Source organism: Saccharicrinis sp. GN24d3 (assembly GCF_052400645.1).
GTDB lineage: Bacteria > Bacteroidota > Bacteroidia > Bacteroidales > Marinilabiliaceae > Saccharicrinis.
The window spans coordinates 1-18,879 of the sequence record NZ_JBQTGI010000047.1 but is presented as its reverse complement, the minus strand read 5'-3'; the positions used below and the strand labels follow the sequence as shown (position 1 = coordinate 18,879).

At 37.6% G+C, this 18,879-nt stretch carries 18 protein-coding genes; all 18 read left to right on the top strand.

Going from position 1 to position 18,879, the window contains the following annotated elements; genetic code table 11:
• Positions 1 to 171: 171 nt before the first annotated feature.
• Positions 172 to 1,293: an ATP-binding protein gene (locus ACT29I_RS25020; protein ID WP_444794763.1), complete on the top strand. Its 1,122-nt coding sequence runs from the start codon at positions 172 to 174 to the stop codon at positions 1,291 to 1,293.
• Between the two features lie 467 nt (positions 1,294 to 1,760).
• Positions 1,761 to 2,204, top strand: coding sequence for a hypothetical protein (locus tag ACT29I_RS25015; protein ID WP_444794762.1), 444 nt, complete (start codon positions 1,761 to 1,763; stop codon positions 2,202 to 2,204).
• A 36-nt stretch (positions 2,205 to 2,240) separates the two neighbouring features.
• Complete coding sequence (locus ACT29I_RS25010) at positions 2,241 to 2,570, top strand: TfoX/Sxy family protein (RefSeq protein WP_444794761.1); 330 nt, start codon at positions 2,241 to 2,243, stop codon at positions 2,568 to 2,570.
• Positions 2,571 to 2,675: 105 nt separating this feature from the next.
• Positions 2,676 to 2,876 carry a hypothetical protein gene (locus ACT29I_RS25005; RefSeq protein WP_444794760.1) on the top strand — a complete coding sequence of 67 codons (201 nt, stop codon included), beginning with the start codon at positions 2,676 to 2,678 and terminating at the stop codon, positions 2,874 to 2,876.
• A gap of 10 nt (positions 2,877 to 2,886) precedes the next feature.
• Positions 2,887 to 3,219: a DsrE family protein gene (locus ACT29I_RS25000; RefSeq protein WP_444794759.1), complete on the top strand. Its 333-nt coding sequence runs from the start codon at positions 2,887 to 2,889 to the stop codon at positions 3,217 to 3,219.
• A 150-nt stretch (positions 3,220 to 3,369) separates the two neighbouring features.
• Positions 3,370 to 4,239, top strand: a complete 870-nt coding sequence (locus ACT29I_RS24995; RefSeq protein ID WP_444794758.1) for an SDR family oxidoreductase — start codon at positions 3,370 to 3,372, stop codon at positions 4,237 to 4,239.
• Positions 4,240 to 4,334: 95 nt separating this feature from the next.
• Complete coding sequence (locus tag ACT29I_RS24990) at positions 4,335 to 5,075, top strand: SDR family oxidoreductase (RefSeq protein ID WP_444794757.1); 741 nt, start codon at positions 4,335 to 4,337, stop codon at positions 5,073 to 5,075.
• 257 nt (positions 5,076 to 5,332) lie between these two features.
• Entirely contained in the window at positions 5,333 to 6,148 is an 816-nt protein-coding gene (locus tag ACT29I_RS24985; RefSeq protein WP_444794756.1) for an SDR family oxidoreductase, read from the top strand.
• Positions 6,149 to 6,247: 99 nt separating this feature from the next.
• Positions 6,248 to 7,279 (top strand): NADH:flavin oxidoreductase, encoded by a 1,032-nt coding sequence (locus ACT29I_RS24980; protein ID WP_444794755.1) that lies wholly within the window; start codon positions 6,248 to 6,250, stop codon positions 7,277 to 7,279.
• Between the two features lie 15 nt (positions 7,280 to 7,294).
• Positions 7,295 to 8,083 (top strand): EFR1 family ferrodoxin, encoded by a 789-nt coding sequence (locus tag ACT29I_RS24975; RefSeq protein WP_444794754.1) that lies wholly within the window; start codon positions 7,295 to 7,297, stop codon positions 8,081 to 8,083.
• 15 nt (positions 8,084 to 8,098) lie between these two features.
• Complete coding sequence (locus tag ACT29I_RS24970; protein WP_444794753.1) at positions 8,099 to 8,545, top strand: nuclear transport factor 2 family protein; 447 nt, start codon at positions 8,099 to 8,101, stop codon at positions 8,543 to 8,545.
• 258 nt (positions 8,546 to 8,803) lie between these two features.
• Positions 8,804 to 9,712: a helix-turn-helix domain-containing protein gene (locus ACT29I_RS24965; RefSeq protein WP_444794752.1), complete on the top strand. Its 909-nt coding sequence runs from the start codon at positions 8,804 to 8,806 to the stop codon at positions 9,710 to 9,712.
• 665 nt (positions 9,713 to 10,377) lie between these two features.
• Entirely contained in the window at positions 10,378 to 11,268 is an 891-nt protein-coding gene (locus tag ACT29I_RS24960) for an oxidoreductase (protein ID WP_444794751.1), read from the top strand.
• Between the two features lie 307 nt (positions 11,269 to 11,575).
• Entirely contained in the window at positions 11,576 to 12,607 is a 1,032-nt protein-coding gene (locus ACT29I_RS24955; RefSeq protein ID WP_444794750.1) for an aldo/keto reductase, read from the top strand.
• A gap of 102 nt (positions 12,608 to 12,709) precedes the next feature.
• Positions 12,710 to 13,636, top strand: a complete 927-nt coding sequence (locus ACT29I_RS24950; RefSeq protein ID WP_444794749.1) for a helix-turn-helix domain-containing protein — start codon at positions 12,710 to 12,712, stop codon at positions 13,634 to 13,636.
• A 192-nt stretch (positions 13,637 to 13,828) separates the two neighbouring features.
• Positions 13,829 to 14,932, top strand: a complete 1,104-nt coding sequence (locus ACT29I_RS24945) for a metallophosphoesterase (protein WP_444794748.1) — start codon at positions 13,829 to 13,831, stop codon at positions 14,930 to 14,932.
• Positions 14,933 to 15,517: 585 nt separating this feature from the next.
• Complete coding sequence (locus ACT29I_RS24940; protein ID WP_444794747.1) at positions 15,518 to 15,733, top strand: hypothetical protein; 216 nt, start codon at positions 15,518 to 15,520, stop codon at positions 15,731 to 15,733.
• 116 nt (positions 15,734 to 15,849) lie between these two features.
• The gene (gene katG / locus ACT29I_RS24935) at positions 15,850 to 18,027 is read left to right on the top strand and encodes a catalase/peroxidase HPI (protein ID WP_444794746.1); all 2,178 of its coding nucleotides are present in this window, start codon (positions 15,850 to 15,852) and stop codon (positions 18,025 to 18,027) included.
• Positions 18,028 to 18,879 lie beyond the last annotated feature (852 nt).

Genomic DNA, 18,879 nt, shown 5'->3' with positions numbered 1-18,879 from the left:
ACCCAAACAACAGCTTAAAAAGGGCTTAAAACGCAATAAATTTTATTTTGCGGATAGTTTTTAGACAGACTGCCGTTGGGCGCAAGCAGGGGAAATTGGTGTAATCACGTAAAAGCATAACTTATAGTGAATATTTTCACGAAAAGTATTATCTTTGAATAAAAAAGAAAAATGTATTCAAGATATTTAAGAGAAGAAATTGAAAGTAGATTAGGTTCGGGTAAAGCTATAGTTGTTATTGGACCAAGACAAGTTGGCAAAACTACTCTTATTGAATCAATACTTGAAACAAAAGATTATTTATTGCTTGATGGAGATGACCCCAAAACAAGAACACTATTGACAGAACCTAATACAGAACAAATTCGGACAATTTTAGGGAAATACAAATATGTATTCATAGATGAAGCTCAAAGAATTGAAGGAATTGGGCTCACCATGAAAATTATTACAGATAGGTTCAAGGATGTCCAATTATTTACAAGCGGTTCTTCTTCTTTTGACTTAACCAACAAAATAAATGAGCCATTGACTGGCAGAAAATGGGAGTATCAATTGTTTCCTATTTCATGGGAAGAGTTCGAAACTCATCATGGGTATTTGAATTCAGAGCAACAATTAGAAAATAGACTACTTTATGGATTTTACCCTGATGTCTTAAATAATAATGGAGATGAAATTAGTATTCTGCGTAATTTGGTAAATAGCTATTTATACAAGGATATCTTATCATATTCGGACATTAGAAAGCCTGAGGTGCTTGAAAAGTTGGTTCAGGCTTTAGCTCTTCAAGTAGGTAGCGAAGTGAATTATTCAGAATTAGCCCAGATTGTCCATGTTGACAAGAATACTATTAGCAAGTACATTGATATACTTCAACAAGGTTATATTATTTTCAAATTGAGTAGTTTTAGCAGAAATGTTAGGAATGAAATAAAAACTAATAAGAAAATTTATTTCTACGATAATGGTGTTCGTAACATGGTTATTGGAAATTTTAATCCCCTAGATTTAAGAACTGACAAAGGAGCATTGTGGGAAAATTTTTTAATTTCTGAGAGAATGAAACAAATCGAGTATAAGCAAAGTCTAGCTCGAACATATTTTTGGAGAACCAAACAGCAGCAAGAAGTTGATTTTGTTGAAGAAAACAGTGGGAAAATAATAGGATATGAATTTAAATGGAATAAAAAAAAGACTTCAAGATTACCTAAAACATTTGTAGAATCCTATAATGCAGAAAGTAACGTGATTGACAAAGATAATTTTAGAGAATTTGTAATAATGAAATAATGCCAGCGCCCAACACACAATATAAAACAGCTGGGGTTCAGTGGTTTGTGGGCATTTGTTCTCGCTTCAGCATTCTTGTCGGTGGACAAGAACGTAGCCCGAAAACCCAACCGTTTCATATTGCCAACGTTAGTGTGCAACGCCGCTGTGGTAATCCAGTAGGTGTAAATCCTACCTAAATAATTTTTCACAAGATCATCGCTTCGTTCGGCAGAACACCTTAGTCGCATTCGCAAAGAAATACGTGATGCTTAAAATCTGATTTCTTAGCAAATATCAACGTCATAATTTACCCACATCTGTAATTTTGCGTTTAGTATTTGAACATAAAGTTGGATAGGAAATATTCATTTTCAAGGCTTGTGAAGTCAGGAAATCCACAGTTTACTGTTGTAAATGAGGAATTTCATGACAAGCGTAACGAAGAAAATGGAGTTTTCTTGCCAACGTAATCTGAAATTATAGATATGGAAAACAGAAAATTCAATGTTAAGCAATTTGTAATTATCACTTTAATTACGAGTATTTGGATTCATATTGGCGAAACGGCTAGGGCAGTGTTTGTGGCATTTCCGCTAATGGAATCTTTTTTCGAGGGTAAACTTCAATTGGTGGGTATGGAGCAAATGAAAGTTAGTCATGCCTTGGTTTGGGGCTTATGGGACACCATTCTTGCGGCTGTTTTGGTATTTATCTTTTGGCTTTGCTCAGTAGTTTTTAAAAAAAACGGAAAATCGGTTCTTATTTCAGGAACGGTAACCTCCTTTGCAACTATCGGTATATTTTGGATTGCCAATGTAAACGCAGGACTTGGAGAATGGAGTGCTGCATTTAAAATTTTCCCTTTGGCTTGGCTCGAACTCGTAATTGGAGCATGGATAGCTTTAAAACTTTATTCAAGAAATAAGTAATGGCGTAGGATTATCTTAATAATAATTTGATATAAGATGGCAGTATCAAACGATTTTATCCAATATGTACTCGACCAATTGTCGGGTTGGGGAAATGTACAGGTTAAGCGTATGTTTGGCGGTGCAGCCTTGTACCAGGAAGAGTTGGCTTTTGGAATGATTATGAACGATGAAGTTTACTTAAAAGTTGACGAAACCAATCGTGCGAAATTCGAGGAAACAGGCTCAACTCAACTGAAACCCTTTAAAAACAACAAAACGGTTCTTTCTTTTTATAATGTTCCGCCCGATGTTTTTGAGGATGCTGATGAGTTTACGGAGTGGGCAAAAGAATCTTATACGATTCAAAAAAATAGAATCATTTAAAATTTATACTTATGAAACGAGCATGTAAATCATTCGCATCCAATATGATGATTAAAATACAGCGAGTTCCATACTATACCTTTGAAAACAAATAATTTTAATAGTATGAAAAAACACAATTGCGAAGAGTGCAAATTAAGAGCAAAATACGACAAAGCCCCAAAATCATTTGTAGGGAAATTCTGGCGTTGGCATATTAACTTCTGTCCCGGTTGGAAGGGGTACATGAAATCATTGGATGACGAGAAAAAATCAGAGCTTGCTTTGAAATACAACCTGATAAAAGAAATGAATACGATGCACTAAAAATATAAAAATGGACAAATTAAACATCCTTTGGACAAGTAACGATAAAGACACTTTTATGAACATGGTAGCCATGTACTCGGGTAATTCCATTAAAAGTGGCTGGTGGAACGAAGTAAATATTATTATTTGGGGCGGCTCAACACGTCTTGCAGGTAGCGATGAGGAAGTTCAAAAAGAACTTCAAAAACTGATGGAAACGGGCGTAACTGTTGAAGCCTGTAAAGCTTGTGCCGATAAAATGAAGCTTTCTGATACTTTAAAAGATTTGGGTATTACCGTAAAGTATATGAGCAAACTAACGGGTATTATTAAAAAGAATGAGAAGTTGATTACGATATAGGTAATAATATAAAAATCAATAATAAAGCTGGCAGAAATGCCGGCTTTTTTTGTTTTTCTGTAATTAGTATACAACATCCTGTAATTGCTATACAGCGGAGGAGCGTGCCAGCAGTAGTTTTGTATCAGATAAATTTTTAAACAATACAAAATGAAAAATGTAGTTATCACAGGAAGCAGTAACGGATTTGGATATCTTTCAGCACAGCTATTTGCAGACAACGCTTACAAGGTTTATGCAACGATGAGAAATCCAGAAGGAAGCAATTCTGAAAAGAAACAAGAACTGGAAAAATATTCTTCGAATATTAAAGTGGTGAATATGGACGTTGCCGAAGACGAATCGGTAAAAGTTGCAATGAACAGCATAATTAAAGAAGCAGGTACAATTGATGTACTAATAAACAATGCTGGTATTATGCATATGGGCATCGCAGAGGCCTTTAGCATTGAGCAAGCAAATCAATTGATGAATGTAAATTATTATGGCATAATTAGAACCACGCAAGCCGTATTACCAATTATGCGTAAAGAAGGAAAGGGACTAATCATTAATACAACATCTGCATATGGTAGAGTATTTGCTCCTTTTGCAGCAACTTATGGAGCATCTAAAGCTGCTGTAGAGGCTTACACACAAAGTTTAAAATATGAATTGGCGACTACCGGTGTAGAAACTATTTTAGTTGAACCAGGACCATTTGCAACAAACTTGGCCGGTTCATTTTCTCCTGAAGCAAGAACAGAAATTGTAGGAGAGTATTCTGAGTTGCAAGCAATTTTTGGAGGTATGATGGAAGAGGTTGCTACCTTATTACAATCAGAAGGTTTCCCTCAGCCTAATTTAGTTGCTGAGGCTTACTTAAAACTTGCTGAAATGCCTCAAGGCTCCAGACCTACGAGAACCACTGTTGGATTACCACTAGGAGCAGATAAGGTTAATGAATTAACACAGCCAATACAAGATGGTTCCTTGCAAGCGTATAAAATGGATTATTTATTAGAAACAAAAATTAAATAAAATGAAACGAGCATGAGAAATATTCACACATTGGCAATTTATTAAAATCATGCGAGTTCCATCTTATTCATTAGAAAACAAACAATCTTAATAAGATGAAAAATAATATAGAAGACAAAGTAGTAGTCATTACAGGAGGAAGTAGCGGATTAGGAGAAGCTACAGCTCGTTATTTGGCAGAAAAAGGAGCAAAAATAGTATTAGGTGCTCGTAGAATAGAAAAATTAGAAAAAGTTGCTTCAGAAATTAAAAAAAATGGAGGAGCTGTTGAAATTTTAAGAACAGATGTTACCAGTGCGGATGATGTAAAAGCATTGGTAAAAAAAGCCATTGACAGTTTTGGCAAAATTGATGTAATGGTAAATAATGCTGGTATTATGCCTTTAGCACCATTAAGTGCTCTAAAAATTGACGAATGGGACAGTTTGATTGATGTTAACATAAAAGGTGTGTTATACGGTATTGCAGCAGCCTTACCGGAATTTGAAAAACAAAAATCGGGTCACTTTATCAATTTAGCATCTGTTGCTGGATTAAAAGTAAGTCCAGGTGGAGCAGTCTATAGCGGTACTAAATATGCAGTACGTGCAATAAGTGAAGGATTGAGGCAAGAGGTTGGTAAGGATATTAGAACAACAATATTAACACCTGGTTTGATAGAATCTGAACTACAATTAGGAAGCTCAGATGAGGCGACTTCACAATTTATACAGCAAGTTTACAAAGATGCTATTCCTGCAATTTCCATTGCAAAAGCTGTGGCCTACGCTATTGATCAACCTGCAGATGTAGATATTAACGAACTAGTAATTCGTCCTACTATACAAGAATTTTAAAAAAATAACAGAAATTAAAAGATATAACAGGCTTTTTTGAAGTTGACAATTATCCTAATTAATAATTCAATCTTTTAATAGATTAACGTTATTCCGAAAATCACAGTAATATCTTTCATTATTACTGTGATTTTTTTTTGAAGCAATGATTTCCTTATGCTGTAATGTAATTAGTATACAACATCCTGTAATTGCTATACATCCACGAAGTGTACCAACAGTAGTTTTGTAGCAGTTAAATTTTTAAACAATACAAAATGAAACGAACAATATTAATTACGGGTGCAAGTACCGGAATAGGGAAAACCACAGCAAAGTATTTCAACGAAAAAGGATGGAATGTAATTGCAACCATGCGAACTCCTGAAAAGGAAGAAGAGCTTACCAAACTGGAAAATACTTTGGTAACCCGCTTAGATGTTACCAACCTGGAGTCAATCGACAAGGCAGTAAATGAAGGGATTGAAAGATTTGGCAAAATAGATGTTTTGCTGAACAATGCCGGTTATGGAGCTTTTGGTCCGCTGGAGGCTTTCCCGAGAGAGAAAATGATTCGCCAGCTAAATACCAACATTGTTGGAGTGTTAGATGTTACCCGTGCACTTCTTCCTCATTTCAGAGCCAACAAAGATGGTGTTATTGTTAATATCTCATCTATTGGAGGTAAAACAACTTTCCCATTAGGCTCACTTTATCATGGAACAAAATTCGCCATCGAAGGTATTTCCGAATCATTACATTTTGAGTTGGAGCCTATTGGAATTAAAGTGAAAATTATTGAACCGGGTATTATTGCCACTGATTTTGGCGGACGTTCCTTCGATTTTAATAACGACGAAACGATGATAGAATACCAGTCAGCAATCGAAAAACTGATGAAGTTTCATAACAGCGTGGGTGATATTTCGTCACCTCCAATTGTGGTTACCGAACAAATTTATGCGGCTGTTACCGACGGAACAAACACCTTAAGATACGAAGCCGGAGCCGACGCTGTAGAATTGCTTGCCAATCGTAAAAAGTTAAACTATGAAATGTTTATAGCGGGAATCAAACAACAATTTGGATATTAAGATATATAGAAATGTACACAAAAGAAGTATTTAACACCACATTACTTGGTGGTATCGAAGTAAAAAACAGATTTGTACGTTCAGCCACAAACGACCCGAATGCAGAAAAATTTTGTTCCCAATAAAGCAATATTTGATAAATACGAAGACCTTAGCAAAGGTGAAGTTGGGACGATTATTATGGGCTACCTGGTATTTTCAAAGTCAGATCATTACGCTGAAAACTCACTTGAATTAGATGCTGATACGGTAGCTGAGTTTAAGAAAGTAACCGATATGGCCCATGGCTATGGCACAAAAATGGTAGCTCAGATTAATCATGCAAGCACGCAGATATTTTATCAACCGGAAGGTGCTGTTTATGGCCCATCGGAATATACCGACCCGATGAACGGTATTAAAGCCACTGCCTTTTCGAAAGAACAAATTCAGGAGTTTGTAAAAGAATTTGGACAGGCAGCTGCCTATGCCAAAGAAGCAGGGTTTGATGGTGTGCAAATTCATGGTGCACACGGTTACATGCTTAACAAATTTATGAGCCCTTTGTACAACCAACGTACTGATGAGTATGGCGGCGATGTATATGGCAGAATGAAAATTGTACTTGATGTTTTAAGCGAAATAAAAAGTACCTGTGGTCAAGATTATCCAGTATGGATAAAGCTAAGTAGTACCGATTTTGAAGTAAACAATAAAGGTTTAAACGAAGAAGATTTTCTGGTAATTGGTGAGCACCTTGCAGCAAATGGAATCGACGCCATAGAAGTTAGTGGAGGTTCAATGGCAGGGATTCATGGTTCAGCGCGTTCAAAAAAATATGCAGCCTATCATCTTAATGCAGCCAAAAAGCTTAGCGATAAAGTAGATACACCCGTAATTCTTGTGGGCGGATTAAGAGACGTTGATGAGATGAACAACATTCTTTCGGAAACAAAAATTGAGGCTTTCTCCATGAGTCGTCCGTTAGTAAGGGAATCTGATTTGGTTAAACGATGGATGAATGGCGATGGAACAAAAGCAAAGTGTGTTGCGTGTAACAGTTGCTTTAATCCCAACGGAATAGAATGCTTCTTTAACCTAAGCAAAGAAAAACAGCAGGAATTTAAAGAGATGATGCAAGCGAGGAACTAAACAAAATTTAATATCATGATTGAATTAAAAAGAGTTATTGCAGTCTATTTTTCTCCAACACATACTGGGCAAAAGGTGGTAAACGCTATTGCATCCGGTTTTGAAACAGAAACCATTGTTGAAATCGACTTAACTAAAGATACAGAAGAGTTCCATGCTAAAGATGGAGATTTACTTATCATAGGAGCACCTGCTCATGGTGGCAGAATTCCAACTGTTGCGATGGAGCGTATAAAAGGCATTAAAGGTTCGGGGCAGCCGGCAGTTTGTGTTTCGATGTATGGGAACCGAGCCTTTGGCAATGCCTTAATGGAATTAAACAACATCATCGAAACCAATGGATTTGTAATTATTGGAGCAACAAGTTTTATCGGGGAACACTCTTTCGCTAACAAAAAAAGGAAGATTGCCGAAGGAAGACCTAATCAGGAAGATTTACAAACTGCCAAATTTTTCGGTGCTCAAATAAAAGAAAAGTTATCAGGAGCCGGGATTAATGATATTCGTAAACTTAGTATTCAAAGCCACATTCCGGGTAAGCTCCCCACAAAACCAGCAGGAAGTATGCCCAAGATGGTATCGAAACCTACCGAGGATTGTGTAGATTGTAAAGTTTGTATTGGTGTTTGCCCGGTTGGAGCTATAACCGATGATTTAAGTTGCGATGCAGAGAGGTGTATGACTTGCTTTGCTTGTGTCAAATCTTGTCCTCACGAAGCACGAGAATTAAAACATCCTCTGGTATCAGTGTTAGCGTATGCCATGTCGAAACAGAAAGATAAACAACCACAATTTTTTATTTAAACTACAGAACACGCTATGAATCCTACAATAGAACAAAGAATACAACGATTAGAGGATTTGGAAGCCATAAAAACGCTTCAATATGCCTATGGGCAATTGGTAGATAAAGGATGGGATGGAAAAGAAATGATTACCGATGGATTGGAAGAAGTATTTACTGAAGATGCAAGCTGGGAGTCTAAGGCACAAAATATATCCGTACAAGGTATTCAACAGATTTCTGACCTGTTTAAAATGATGGATGCCAGGTCTGATTTATTTATCCATAGTTTCTCAAATCCCATAATCGATTTGCAAGGCGATAAGGCCACTGCAAAATGGATGTTAATCTCACCGATGACTTTAGGTGGTGGAGAGCTGCAAAATATGTTGGCGAGTTATAATAACGATTATGTACGAACACCTGAAGGTTGGCGGATTAAAGCATTAAGGCTAAATCCTGCGTATATGCCAAAAGGATAATGGTTAAACATGAGAAAGGAGATAATGTCAGTACATTTCTCTTTTCCTCTTAACCGCCAATAATTAGGATATAATTTGTTTTCCGTTTAAATTATATCTATAATGATTATTACATAGTTGCCATTAAAATGGTTATTTACAACAGAATATGAAACGAGCATGGTCAAGCTTTTCGGACAACCGCAAATGATTAGTGCGAGTTCCTCCGCTAAGGCGGAGCATGCTATGAGACACCTTAAAAATTTTAAATCTAGTCGAATGAAAAATATACATCGTTTAAAAACAATTAGTCAAGCTCATAAATTTATGGGGCTAGACAAGCCCAAGCATCCTTTGGTAAGTGTTTTTTATCACGAAAACATGTATTCAAACAAGGAAATGATTGAGAAAAATGTTGCTGCCGATATGTATCTAATAATTTATAAAATGCATAGCGACGCATCGTTTGGCTATGGGCGAAATACTTACGATTTTCAGGAAGGAACTATGATGTTTCTTAAACCGGGACAGGTTATATCTATACCCGAATGGGAATTTAACGATTCGGACGGAGGCTGGTCTTTGATGGTTCATCCCGATTTTATTAGAAAATCGCCACTCGGAGAACATATGGATGATTATTCATTTTTTTCATACGATGTTCACGAAGCGCTTCATTTGTCCGAAGATGAAAAACAGATCATGGCAGACTTGCGTGATAAAATAATAAAAGAATATAGCCTCAATATTGATAAGCATAGCCAGAAACTAATTATAGGTAGCATTGAACAGATGCTGGATTACTGCACCCGTTTTTACGACCGCCAGTTTTATACGCGCGAAAACCTGAATAAAGATTTAGTAAGTAAGTTTGAGCATCTTTTGAAAAAATATTATAGCACCGGTATGGCTCTAAAACAAGGCGTACCAACGGTAAAGTATTGTGGCAACGAATTAAACATGTCGGGCAATTACCTCAGCGATTTGCTTAAAAAGGAAACGGGTAGAAATGCGCAAGACCATATTCACTACTTTGTTATAGAACAAGCAAAAAGCAAGCTCCTTAACTCGAGCGATACAGTTTCTGAAATCGCTTTCGATTTAGGCTTTGAATACTCGCAATATTTTTCTCGTTTGTTTAAAAAGAAGACAGGTGTTACTCCGGCGGAATACCGGAATGTGAATTAAACTATAGTTGAACCTTCTGTAAAGATACTATCTGTTATATTATACCATTTTAACATTATGATTAGCGTTATAGCTTTGTAGTATAATGCCGATCGACTAATGACAGCGTTAATTTTTAGCTAAACAGACACTTCTCCGTAGAAAGGTACGTGTAATCTTGATTGGAATTTATTTTGTTTTCCCCTCGCACCCTTTTTTGAAACGTCAGTACAGAATTGAAACCCCACCCGCAAACAGCATCCCGACAATTTTCGGGACAAACCCCGCAAACCAATCCGCAAACCAATTTTTGCATTTAGTGAAAGTAGAGTCAAACTGGTTTGAGCTATACCGAACGGAGCAAAAATCAGCGTAGCTAAAACTTGCAAAAGAGCTATTTCTTTTCTAACACTCCTCTTGCAATAAATGATATTTGCTTTATACCAGATTTAATATTAGCAACTAACTAACGAAAATGTATACATCATCTACCAAAATGTTTAAGTGATATGCCGCTTGTGTGCCGTTACTTTGTATCATGATAATTTTCATTAAAAATTAAAGCATTAAAATCATGAAATACAAAAAAATAGCGAACACAGGTCTCTACGTATCGCGGTTCTGCTTCGACGCTATGACGTTTGGCGAACAAAATCAAAAAAAATAAAAGTTTAGGAGAGAAAATTATGTCAAGAAAATATTGGAGTACTGACGACATACCCAGTCAAAAAGGCAGGGTCTCTATAGTTACTGGTTCGACGAGCGGGATAGGCAAGGAAACTGCAAGGGTGTTAGCACAGAAACAATCGACTGTGATACTTGCTGTTAGAAATGTATCAAAAGGTGAGAAGGTTGCAGAGGAAATTCGAGCAGACTATCCAGACGCCGACATTTCTGTTATTAAGTTGGATCTTTCCAGTCTTCGTTCAATTCAAGCGTTCAGTTCGCAGTTTTTAGCAAATTTCGACAGACTTGATATGCTGATCAACAACGCAGGAGTAGCGTGCCCTTATGCCAAGACTGACGACGGGTTTGAAATTCTGATTGGCACGAATCATTTAGGTCACTTTGCATTGACCGGACATTTGATCGAGACACTCAAGAAAACACCAGATTCCCGCGTGGTGGTCGTTTCCGCCGGCGCTCATAAGTCCTCGAAGATCGATCTGGATGATCTGAATTGGGAAAAGCGAAAATACAGCAATTTTACGGCGTACGCAGATAGCAAATTGGCGAATCTCTACTTTGCCTATGAGCTGAAAAGGCGGCTTGAATCAGAAGGTGGCAACCCTATGGTTACAGCCGCTCATCCAGGATGGACGACATCAGGACTTCAGCGTGGCTTGGTGAGATTTTTAAATATATTTTTCGGCCAGAGCAAAGATATGGGAGCACTGCCAACACTGCGAGCCGCAATAGACGAGAATGCGTCTTCGGGTGATTTTTTCGGCCCGAAGGATTTTTTTGAACTGCACGGCGCACCCATTAAGGTCGAATCAAGCGAGCGATCACATGATGTCGACGCAGCGCACAAGCTTTGGACGCTATCTGAAGAATTAACAGGGATAAAGTATTAACCTGAGTTCGACTTTAAATCCTGCCTCAGTTTCAACTAATTTTTAGCAGAAATTATTGCATATTTTCGAAGAACTATCGGGATAATTCGAAAAAATATGCGGTGATTTCTGCAAAAATCAGTGAAATCCGAAGGAAAAAACAGAAATGCACAATCTTCGAACCGAAAATTCCTAGAAATAGCCCGCTATTTTTTCAAAATTTTCAATTCAAATCTTGCACATTTCTGTTTTTCTGAGGCTATTATTTAAAATCGAACTCAGGTTATTAATGGAATGGAACTAAATAAAAACTAAAAATAATAATGAGATGAAATACAAAAGTTTAGGAAACACAGGATTGTACGTTTCGGAGTTAACACTTGGAACCATGACCTTCGACAAAGAAGGTGGAAGTAACACCGGAGTGATTGGAACAACCGGACAGGAACTGGCCACAAAAATGGTTAATCTCTCATTGGATGCGGGTATTAACATTTTTGATACCGCCAATGTATATAGTTCGGGCGAATCGGAAATTATGCTCGGAAAAGCCTTAGGTGATAAAAGGAAAGATGTGCTTATTGCAACTAAGCTATATAGTACTATAACTACCGGACCCAATGACCTTGGTACAAGCCGCCTGGCGATTATGCGGGAAGTGGAAGCCAGTTTAAAACGTTTGGGAACCGATTACATCGACCTATATCAGGTTCATCAATTCGATGCAACAACACCTCTTGAAGAAACAATGAAAGCACTGGATGACCTGGTTCGTCAGGGAAAGGTGAGATATATCGGTCTTTCAAATTTCAGTGCATGGCAAATTGCCAAAGCTGATGGATTAGCGAAATTATTGGGCACTGAAAAATTCTGTTCTGTTCAGGCTTATTACTCATTAGTGGGACGTGAATTGGAAAGGGAAATTATACCTGCTTCAATGGATTTAGGATTGGGAACTTTGATATGGAGCCCCTTAGCAGGAGGTTTTTTAAGTGGGAAAATTACGCGTACAAGTGAAGCTTCAGGTCGAAGAGTAAATTTTGATTTTCCACCGGTTGAAAAGGAACAAGGTTTTAATATTGTCGATAAACTAATGGAAATTGCAGAAAGTAAAAATGCTTCTGTTGCACAAATTGCATTGGCCTGGTTACTTCACAAACAAGGTGTTACCAGCGTAATAGTTGGAGCACGAAAGGAAGAGCAGCTAATTGATAACCTGGGAGCAGCCGATATTGTGTTAAACGATGATGAAATGAAGCTATTGGATGACGCGAGTGTTTTAAAACCTGAATATCCACAATACACGCAAACATTACAACGTGGAGAAACCATTTTTGGCCAGGTCGAAAACCTCAAATAATACCCATATAATATAAATCAACATCTTTGGTTTGCTGTTGTTAAAGAAAGATAGCATTGGCAGCCAAAGATGTTTTTATAGTTTTACATTAACTATGTACCGATGAAACATATAAACTTTGCAACTATTACGGAATTTAATCAGGCTCATCATTTACCAAAGCCTGAAAATCCGCTTTTTAGTATAGGATGTAAAACCTTGAACCCCGATGAAATTAAGAACTGTGGTGCGGTGTCTTCGGAAGAAGTTAGTTACAGCAACCAGTTTTATCTCATCAGCCTTAAAAACATCGTTTCGGGTGAAATTCTTTACGGACGTACAAAATACGATTGCAATACCGGAACCTTATTGTTTTCTGCACCTAATCAAACATATGCTTTTAAAGATGTAGTCATAAGTTCAGAATCCTGGGTTATTGCTATTCACGAAGATTTTATTCGAGGACTGGATATCCGAAAATTGATTAAAAATTACAATTTCTTCAACTACAATGTAAATGAAGCCTTGCATCTGTCTCCGAAAGAAGAAAAAATCATCAAGCTTATTTTAAAAGGGATTGATGCCGAATATAATAACAACCAGGACGAGTTTAGTAAGGAAATTATCATATCACACCTGGAAACGCTGTTAAAATATTCCGACCGATTTTACAAACGTCAGTTCCTCAACCGAAAAGAAATCAATAAGAATTTGATGACCAGATTCAGGGAAATTTTAGACGCTTATTTTGAAAGTGGGCGGCAAATGGAAAATGGAATCCCAACAGTCGAGTGGTTAGCCAATCAATTAGGCGTGAGCCACCGATACATGAGCGATACCATAAAAGCCGAAACTGGAAAAACGGCAGTTGACCAAATCAATTTATATTTGGTTGAAGAAGCTAAAAACTTATTGCTGGCTCCGAATGCTTCTATTTCTGAAACTGCTTATAAATTGGGATTTGAATATCCACAATACTTTTCACGTCTATTCAAGAAAAAAACAGGGATTAGCCCTAAAGCGTATATTGAAAATGGAGGTGTGAATTAATTCACTATTTCTAATGATGTATCAACGCATAGTATCTCTATCTCCTATTTCTAATTAAAACAAAAGTTTAAAAAAAAACGATTCTATATCTTTCAGGAACAGGTAATTCATTGAATTGTAGCTAAGCAACCATATCATCACCCCGATTTTAAACGCAACACATTAGCCAAAAATAAATAAAAACACTTTGAAATGAAATTTCTATCTTATATGATATTATCCGTCATGCTGGCAATTCTTGTATTATCGGTGGTCTATGTATCCAAGAAAACCACTTTAGTATTTGGAATTGAAAATTCACGACTTGTATATCTTGGGTATAGTTTGCTGACTATACTTTTTCTTTTTGGCTTTGGTGCTTTTATGAATGCTACTGGAGAATTAGGGCATACAATCTATAGAATTACAGCGCTTGCCATAGGTGTTTATCTTTTTCTGGTATTCTCATTTTTAATTGCTGACGGTATTTATATATTCGTAAAACTATCCTCTTCTACCTTTGGTTTTATTGGCTTTGGATTGGCTTTCATTATTTCTGTTTTGGGCTATTGGAATGCATCACATATTAGAGTTACTCCTGTGAATATTCCAATGCAGGGATTAAACCAAGAGCTTAAAGCGGTGCACCTTACTGATATTCATATTGGGCATTTCAGAACCAATGGTTTTTTGCAAAATATTATCAATATAACCAATGCTCAAAATCCTGATGTAATATTTCTAACAGGCGATTATTTGGATAGTAAGTACGCTTTAAACAAAAAATACTTTGAGCCACTAAAACAACTTAAAGCTCCTATATATTTTGTAGATGGTAATCACGACCATGCTACGAATAACGATAGCATTGTAGCTTTAATGCGAAGTGTTGGCGTTAAGGTTTTAGAAAATGAAGTTATTCACTTAAATGGCTTGCAGATAGTTGGGCTGAAACACATGCTTGCCGACCGAAATTCACTTGATATGCATGCTTCAGGACACAAGCCAACTATTGAAGAAACCTTACCTAAATTAAATATTGACAAAGAAAAGGCTAGCGTACTTCTGCATCATGCCCCCAGTGGAATTAAACATGCAAACCAGCATGGTGTTGATTTGTATCTTGCCGGACACACCCATGCCGGGCAGATATTTCCGTTTAACTTTTTTGCTGATATGATGTTTGAATACAATCGTGGCTTACACAATTTTAATGGGACAAAAGTATATGTCTCAGAAGGCGTTGGTACATTTGGGCCTCCTTTCAGAATAGGAACTAAAAGTGAGATTGTGTCGCTTACTTTATCTCCGTATTAAAAAAAGGAGATTACTTGCTTGAATTAATTTTTCAACCCTATTTGTAAGCCCATTGGCAAGTCGCACGAGCCACGTTCAAACCAATTTTTGCGATAAGTGAGAGCAATAATTTGCTGTTCATTTAGAAGAGCTGCCGACAGTTATGTCCGTGAGGATTGTCGCTGAAGCCCGGTATGTTCAAATGACCAGGCCGTAATGCGCAAGTGTGAACCCAAGGTAGCTTCGAGAAGTGTATCTGTAGACGGGGAGAGTTTCGACGTTCTCGAACCCTGTAATGTTGTATGGATGAACAGCAATGTGAAGTGTAACGGTCTGCCGGAGTCATAGGGATGGCGTGGTTATAGATGGATTATTACGGAATACCGTAATAAGATAAAACGACACGGGGCTGTGGGAGATCTCTTGTTTTAAAGGTTGGCAACCTTAAACCCGGATTATGTATTGGAGGTTCGTCGTGAACATTGAAAGTGCAATAAAACAAGGCTTTACTTGAAACGAGGCATCACTTGTCCCGATTACTTTCGGGAGCATCGTTATGGAGAGTTGAAGTGAAGCAGCGGAGTGTCTTGTTTTGAAACAATTTCAATGTGTAATAGATTTTCTAATGCATATTGCGGGTTCAAATATGAAGGGAAGTCACAGGTGGTTCATATAGCTAATGGACTATACATGTGCCGGGTAGATTCATATGAAAAGCAAATAGAGAACACTATCGGTAAGCCGTATGAGGGAAAACTGCACAGCCTGTCCCGAACATCGGGATACGGTTTGATGCAGGGGGCGCTGATAGTTTACATATAATTATTACTTTTAGGGGTATTAATTGGAGTAAGCTATCAGGCTCTACTCTACGCTGCAAGGTTGGAAAACGTACCAGAAACGATTAACTTTAGATTTTAAATTTAAAAGTAAATATTATGGACAATTCAAAAAAAGGTAAATGCCCTGTCATGCACGGAGCAAATACGGACACCAATAGTTCCGTAATGAGTTGGTGGCCAAATGCACTTAATTTAGATATTTTGCACCAGCATGATACTAAGACAAATCCTCTTGGTGAAAGCTTCAATTATCGGGAAGAATTTAAAAAGCTCAATTTAGAAGCTGTTAAAAACGACCTCAAAAAACTTATGACAGATAGCCAAGAATGGTGGCCAGCCGATTGGGGACATTATGGTGGTTTAATGATTAGAATGACTTGGCATAGCGCAGGTACATATCGTACTGCTGATGGCCGAGGAGGTAGTAATACAGGTAATCAACGTTTTGCACCTCTCAATAGCTGGCCTGACAATGTAAATTTGGATAAAGCAAGAAGGTTATTATGGCCAATTAAACAAAAATACGGCAACAAACTTTCATGGGCTGATTTAATTATACTTGCAGGAAACATGGCATATGAATCAATGGGATTCAAAACATTCGGATTTGGCGGAGGACGAGAAGATATTTGGCATCCTGAAAAAGATATTTATTGGGGTGCGGAAAAAGACTGGTTAGGAAAAGACCGCTATTCAAATAAATCAAACGAAGAAACACTGGAAAATCCTCTTGCAGCTGTTCAAATGGGATTAATCTATGTAAATCCCGAAGGAGTTGATGGAAATCCTGACCCTTTAAAAACTGCTCAAGCTATGCGTGTTACATTCAAAAGAATGGCAATGAATGATGAAGAAACCGTGGCATTAACCGCAGGAGGACATACCGTTGGGAAAACTCACGGAAATGGCGATGCCTCTGTTTTAGGTGAAAATCCGGAAGGTGCTCCTATCGAACAGCAAGGATTTGGCTGGCATAATCCTAAAGGAAAAGGAAATGCTGAAAACACCGTTTCGAGTGGTTTGGAAGGAGCATGGACGACAACTCCTAACAAATGGAACAACAGCTATTTCTATTTGCTTTTTACTTATGATTGGGAAATAAGAAAAAGTCCTGCAGGGGCTAAACAATGGGAACCAATCAATATTAAAGAAGAAGATAAACCTTTTGATGCCCATGTACCAGGGGTTCGTCGTAACCCAATGATGACTGATGCAGATATGGCTTTGAAAATTGACCCTGAATACAGAAAAATATCAGAGCGTTTTTACAAAGACCCAGAATACTTTGCCAAAGTATTTGCTAAAGCATGGTTTAAGCTTACTCATCGGGATTTAGGACCCAAAAGCCGTTATCTTGGTGCTGATGTTCCAAACGAAGATTTAATTTGGCAAGACCCTATTCCAACAGTAAATTACACTTTGTCAGAATCAGAAATAGAAGAATTAAAAGTAAAACTTTTAAATTGTGATTTAACCCCAGCAGAACTTATCAATACCGCGTGGGACAGTGCAAGAACTTTTAGAGGTTCAGATTTTAGAGGTGGTGCAAATGGTGCAAGAATCCGTCTCGCTCCTCAGAAAGATTGGGAAGGCAATGAACCTAAACGCCTTGAAAAAGTATTAAGAAAACTTACTGAGATACAGACCGGATTAAGCAAAAAAGTAAGCATTGCCGATTTGATTGTGTTAGGTGGAAGTGCAGCCATTGAAAAAGCCGCTGAAAAGGCAAGTGTGAAAATTAAAGTTCCTTTTGCTGCAGGTCGAGGCGATGCAACTGATGAAATGACCGATGCAGAATCGTTTTCAGTTCTTGAACCTTTACACGATGGATACAGAAACTGGCAGAAAAAAGATTATGCCGTAAAATCCGAAGAAATGCTTCTTGACAGAACCCAGTTAATGGGACTGACTGCTCCCGAAATGACTGTTTTAATTGGAGGAATGCGCGTTTTAGGGACTAATCACGGAGGGACTAAACATGGAGTGTTTACAGAGAGAGAAGGTGTTTTAACGAATGACTTTTTCATAAATCTCACAGATATGAGTTTTGTATGGGAACCTGTTTCTGACAACCTTTACAACATTAGAGAAAGAAAAACAGGAAAAGTTAAGTGGACAGCAACAAGGGTTGATTTAGTTTTTGGTTCAAACTCAATTTTACGAGCTTATGCCGAAGTATACGCACAAAATGACAACAAAGAGAAATTTGTAAATGATTTTGTTAAAGCATGGGTGAAAGTTATGAATGCAGACCGATTTGATATAAAGAAATAAAACCCAGCTGCTAACATTATAGGAATTAAAGCCCAGTTGAGCAAAAAAAAAGCGGTAAAGGGATACAAGTCCCTGCTACCGCTTTTTTTATGCCCAATTTCCAAGTCCAGCACTCAATTGGGTTTTAGTTCAACATTTTGTATAAGTAATGCCGAGTGAAGTTCGTAATTTGAGCTGCAGTTCTCGTACCAAAGTTCATCTTGGTCTGACAGTAAAGAGCTTCGAAATTCGGCACTACTCATACAATTTTCCGCTGGTGTGCCACGCCGCTGTGGTAATCCAGTAGGAGTAAATCCTACCTAAATAATTTTCTTAAAGATCATTGCTCCGTTCGGCATAATTCAAGCAAGCTTGATTTTGCTCTCTCTTATCGCAATAATGTACTGTTCATTTAGAAGAGCTGCCGACAGTTATGTCCGTGAGGATTGTCGCTGAAGCCCGGTATGTTCAAATGACCAGGCCGTAATGCGCAAGTGTGAACCCAAGGTAGCTTCGAGAAGTGTATCTGTAGACGGGGAGAGTTTTGGCGGTCTTCGAACCCTGTAATGTTGTATGGATGAACAGCAATGTGAAGTGTAACGGTCTACCGGAGTCATAGGGATGGCGTGGTTATAGATGGATTATTACGGAATACCGTAATAAGATAAAACGGCACGGGGCTGTGGGAGGTCTCTTGTTTTAAAGGTTGGCAACCTTAAACCCGGATTATGTATTGGAGGTTCGTCGTGAACATTGAAAGTGCAATAAAACAAGGTTTTACTTGAAACGAGGCATAACTTGTCCCGATTACTTTCCATAGCCGTTAACTTTAGCCATTAAAAATTAAATTAATTATTTCTGGATGCGTTTGTT

Bases quoted from the DNA above. Each gene is read 5' to 3' on its own strand.
- ACT29I_RS25020 (WP_444794763.1), top strand. From the start codon at position 172: ATGTATTCAAGATATTTAAGAGAAGAAATTGAAAGTAGATTAGGTTCG.
- ACT29I_RS25015 (WP_444794762.1), top strand. From the start codon at position 1,761: ATGGAAAACAGAAAATTCAATGTTAAGCAATTTGTAATTATCACTTTA.
- ACT29I_RS25010 (WP_444794761.1), top strand. From the start codon at position 2,241: ATGGCAGTATCAAACGATTTTATCCAATATGTACTCGACCAATTGTCG.
- ACT29I_RS25005 (WP_444794760.1), top strand. From the start codon at position 2,676: ATGAAAAAACACAATTGCGAAGAGTGCAAATTAAGAGCAAAATACGAC.
- ACT29I_RS25000 (WP_444794759.1), top strand. From the start codon at position 2,887: ATGGACAAATTAAACATCCTTTGGACAAGTAACGATAAAGACACTTTT.
- ACT29I_RS24995 (WP_444794758.1), top strand. From the start codon at position 3,370: ATGAAAAATGTAGTTATCACAGGAAGCAGTAACGGATTTGGATATCTT.
- ACT29I_RS24990 (WP_444794757.1), top strand. From the start codon at position 4,335: ATGAAAAATAATATAGAAGACAAAGTAGTAGTCATTACAGGAGGAAGT.
- ACT29I_RS24985 (WP_444794756.1), top strand. From the start codon at position 5,333: ATGAAACGAACAATATTAATTACGGGTGCAAGTACCGGAATAGGGAAA.
- ACT29I_RS24980 (WP_444794755.1), top strand. From the start codon at position 6,248: ATGCAGAAAAATTTTGTTCCCAATAAAGCAATATTTGATAAATACGAA.
- ACT29I_RS24975 (WP_444794754.1), top strand. From the start codon at position 7,295: ATGATTGAATTAAAAAGAGTTATTGCAGTCTATTTTTCTCCAACACAT.
- ACT29I_RS24970 (WP_444794753.1), top strand. From the start codon at position 8,099: ATGAATCCTACAATAGAACAAAGAATACAACGATTAGAGGATTTGGAA.
- ACT29I_RS24965 (WP_444794752.1), top strand. From the start codon at position 8,804: ATGAAAAATATACATCGTTTAAAAACAATTAGTCAAGCTCATAAATTT.
- ACT29I_RS24960 (WP_444794751.1), top strand. From the start codon at position 10,378: ATGTCAAGAAAATATTGGAGTACTGACGACATACCCAGTCAAAAAGGC.
- ACT29I_RS24955 (WP_444794750.1), top strand. From the start codon at position 11,576: ATGAAATACAAAAGTTTAGGAAACACAGGATTGTACGTTTCGGAGTTA.
- ACT29I_RS24950 (WP_444794749.1), top strand. From the start codon at position 12,710: ATGAAACATATAAACTTTGCAACTATTACGGAATTTAATCAGGCTCAT.
- ACT29I_RS24945 (WP_444794748.1), top strand. From the start codon at position 13,829: ATGAAATTTCTATCTTATATGATATTATCCGTCATGCTGGCAATTCTT.
- ACT29I_RS24940 (WP_444794747.1), top strand. From the start codon at position 15,518: ATGTGTAATAGATTTTCTAATGCATATTGCGGGTTCAAATATGAAGGG.
- katG (WP_444794746.1), top strand. From the start codon at position 15,850: ATGGACAATTCAAAAAAAGGTAAATGCCCTGTCATGCACGGAGCAAAT.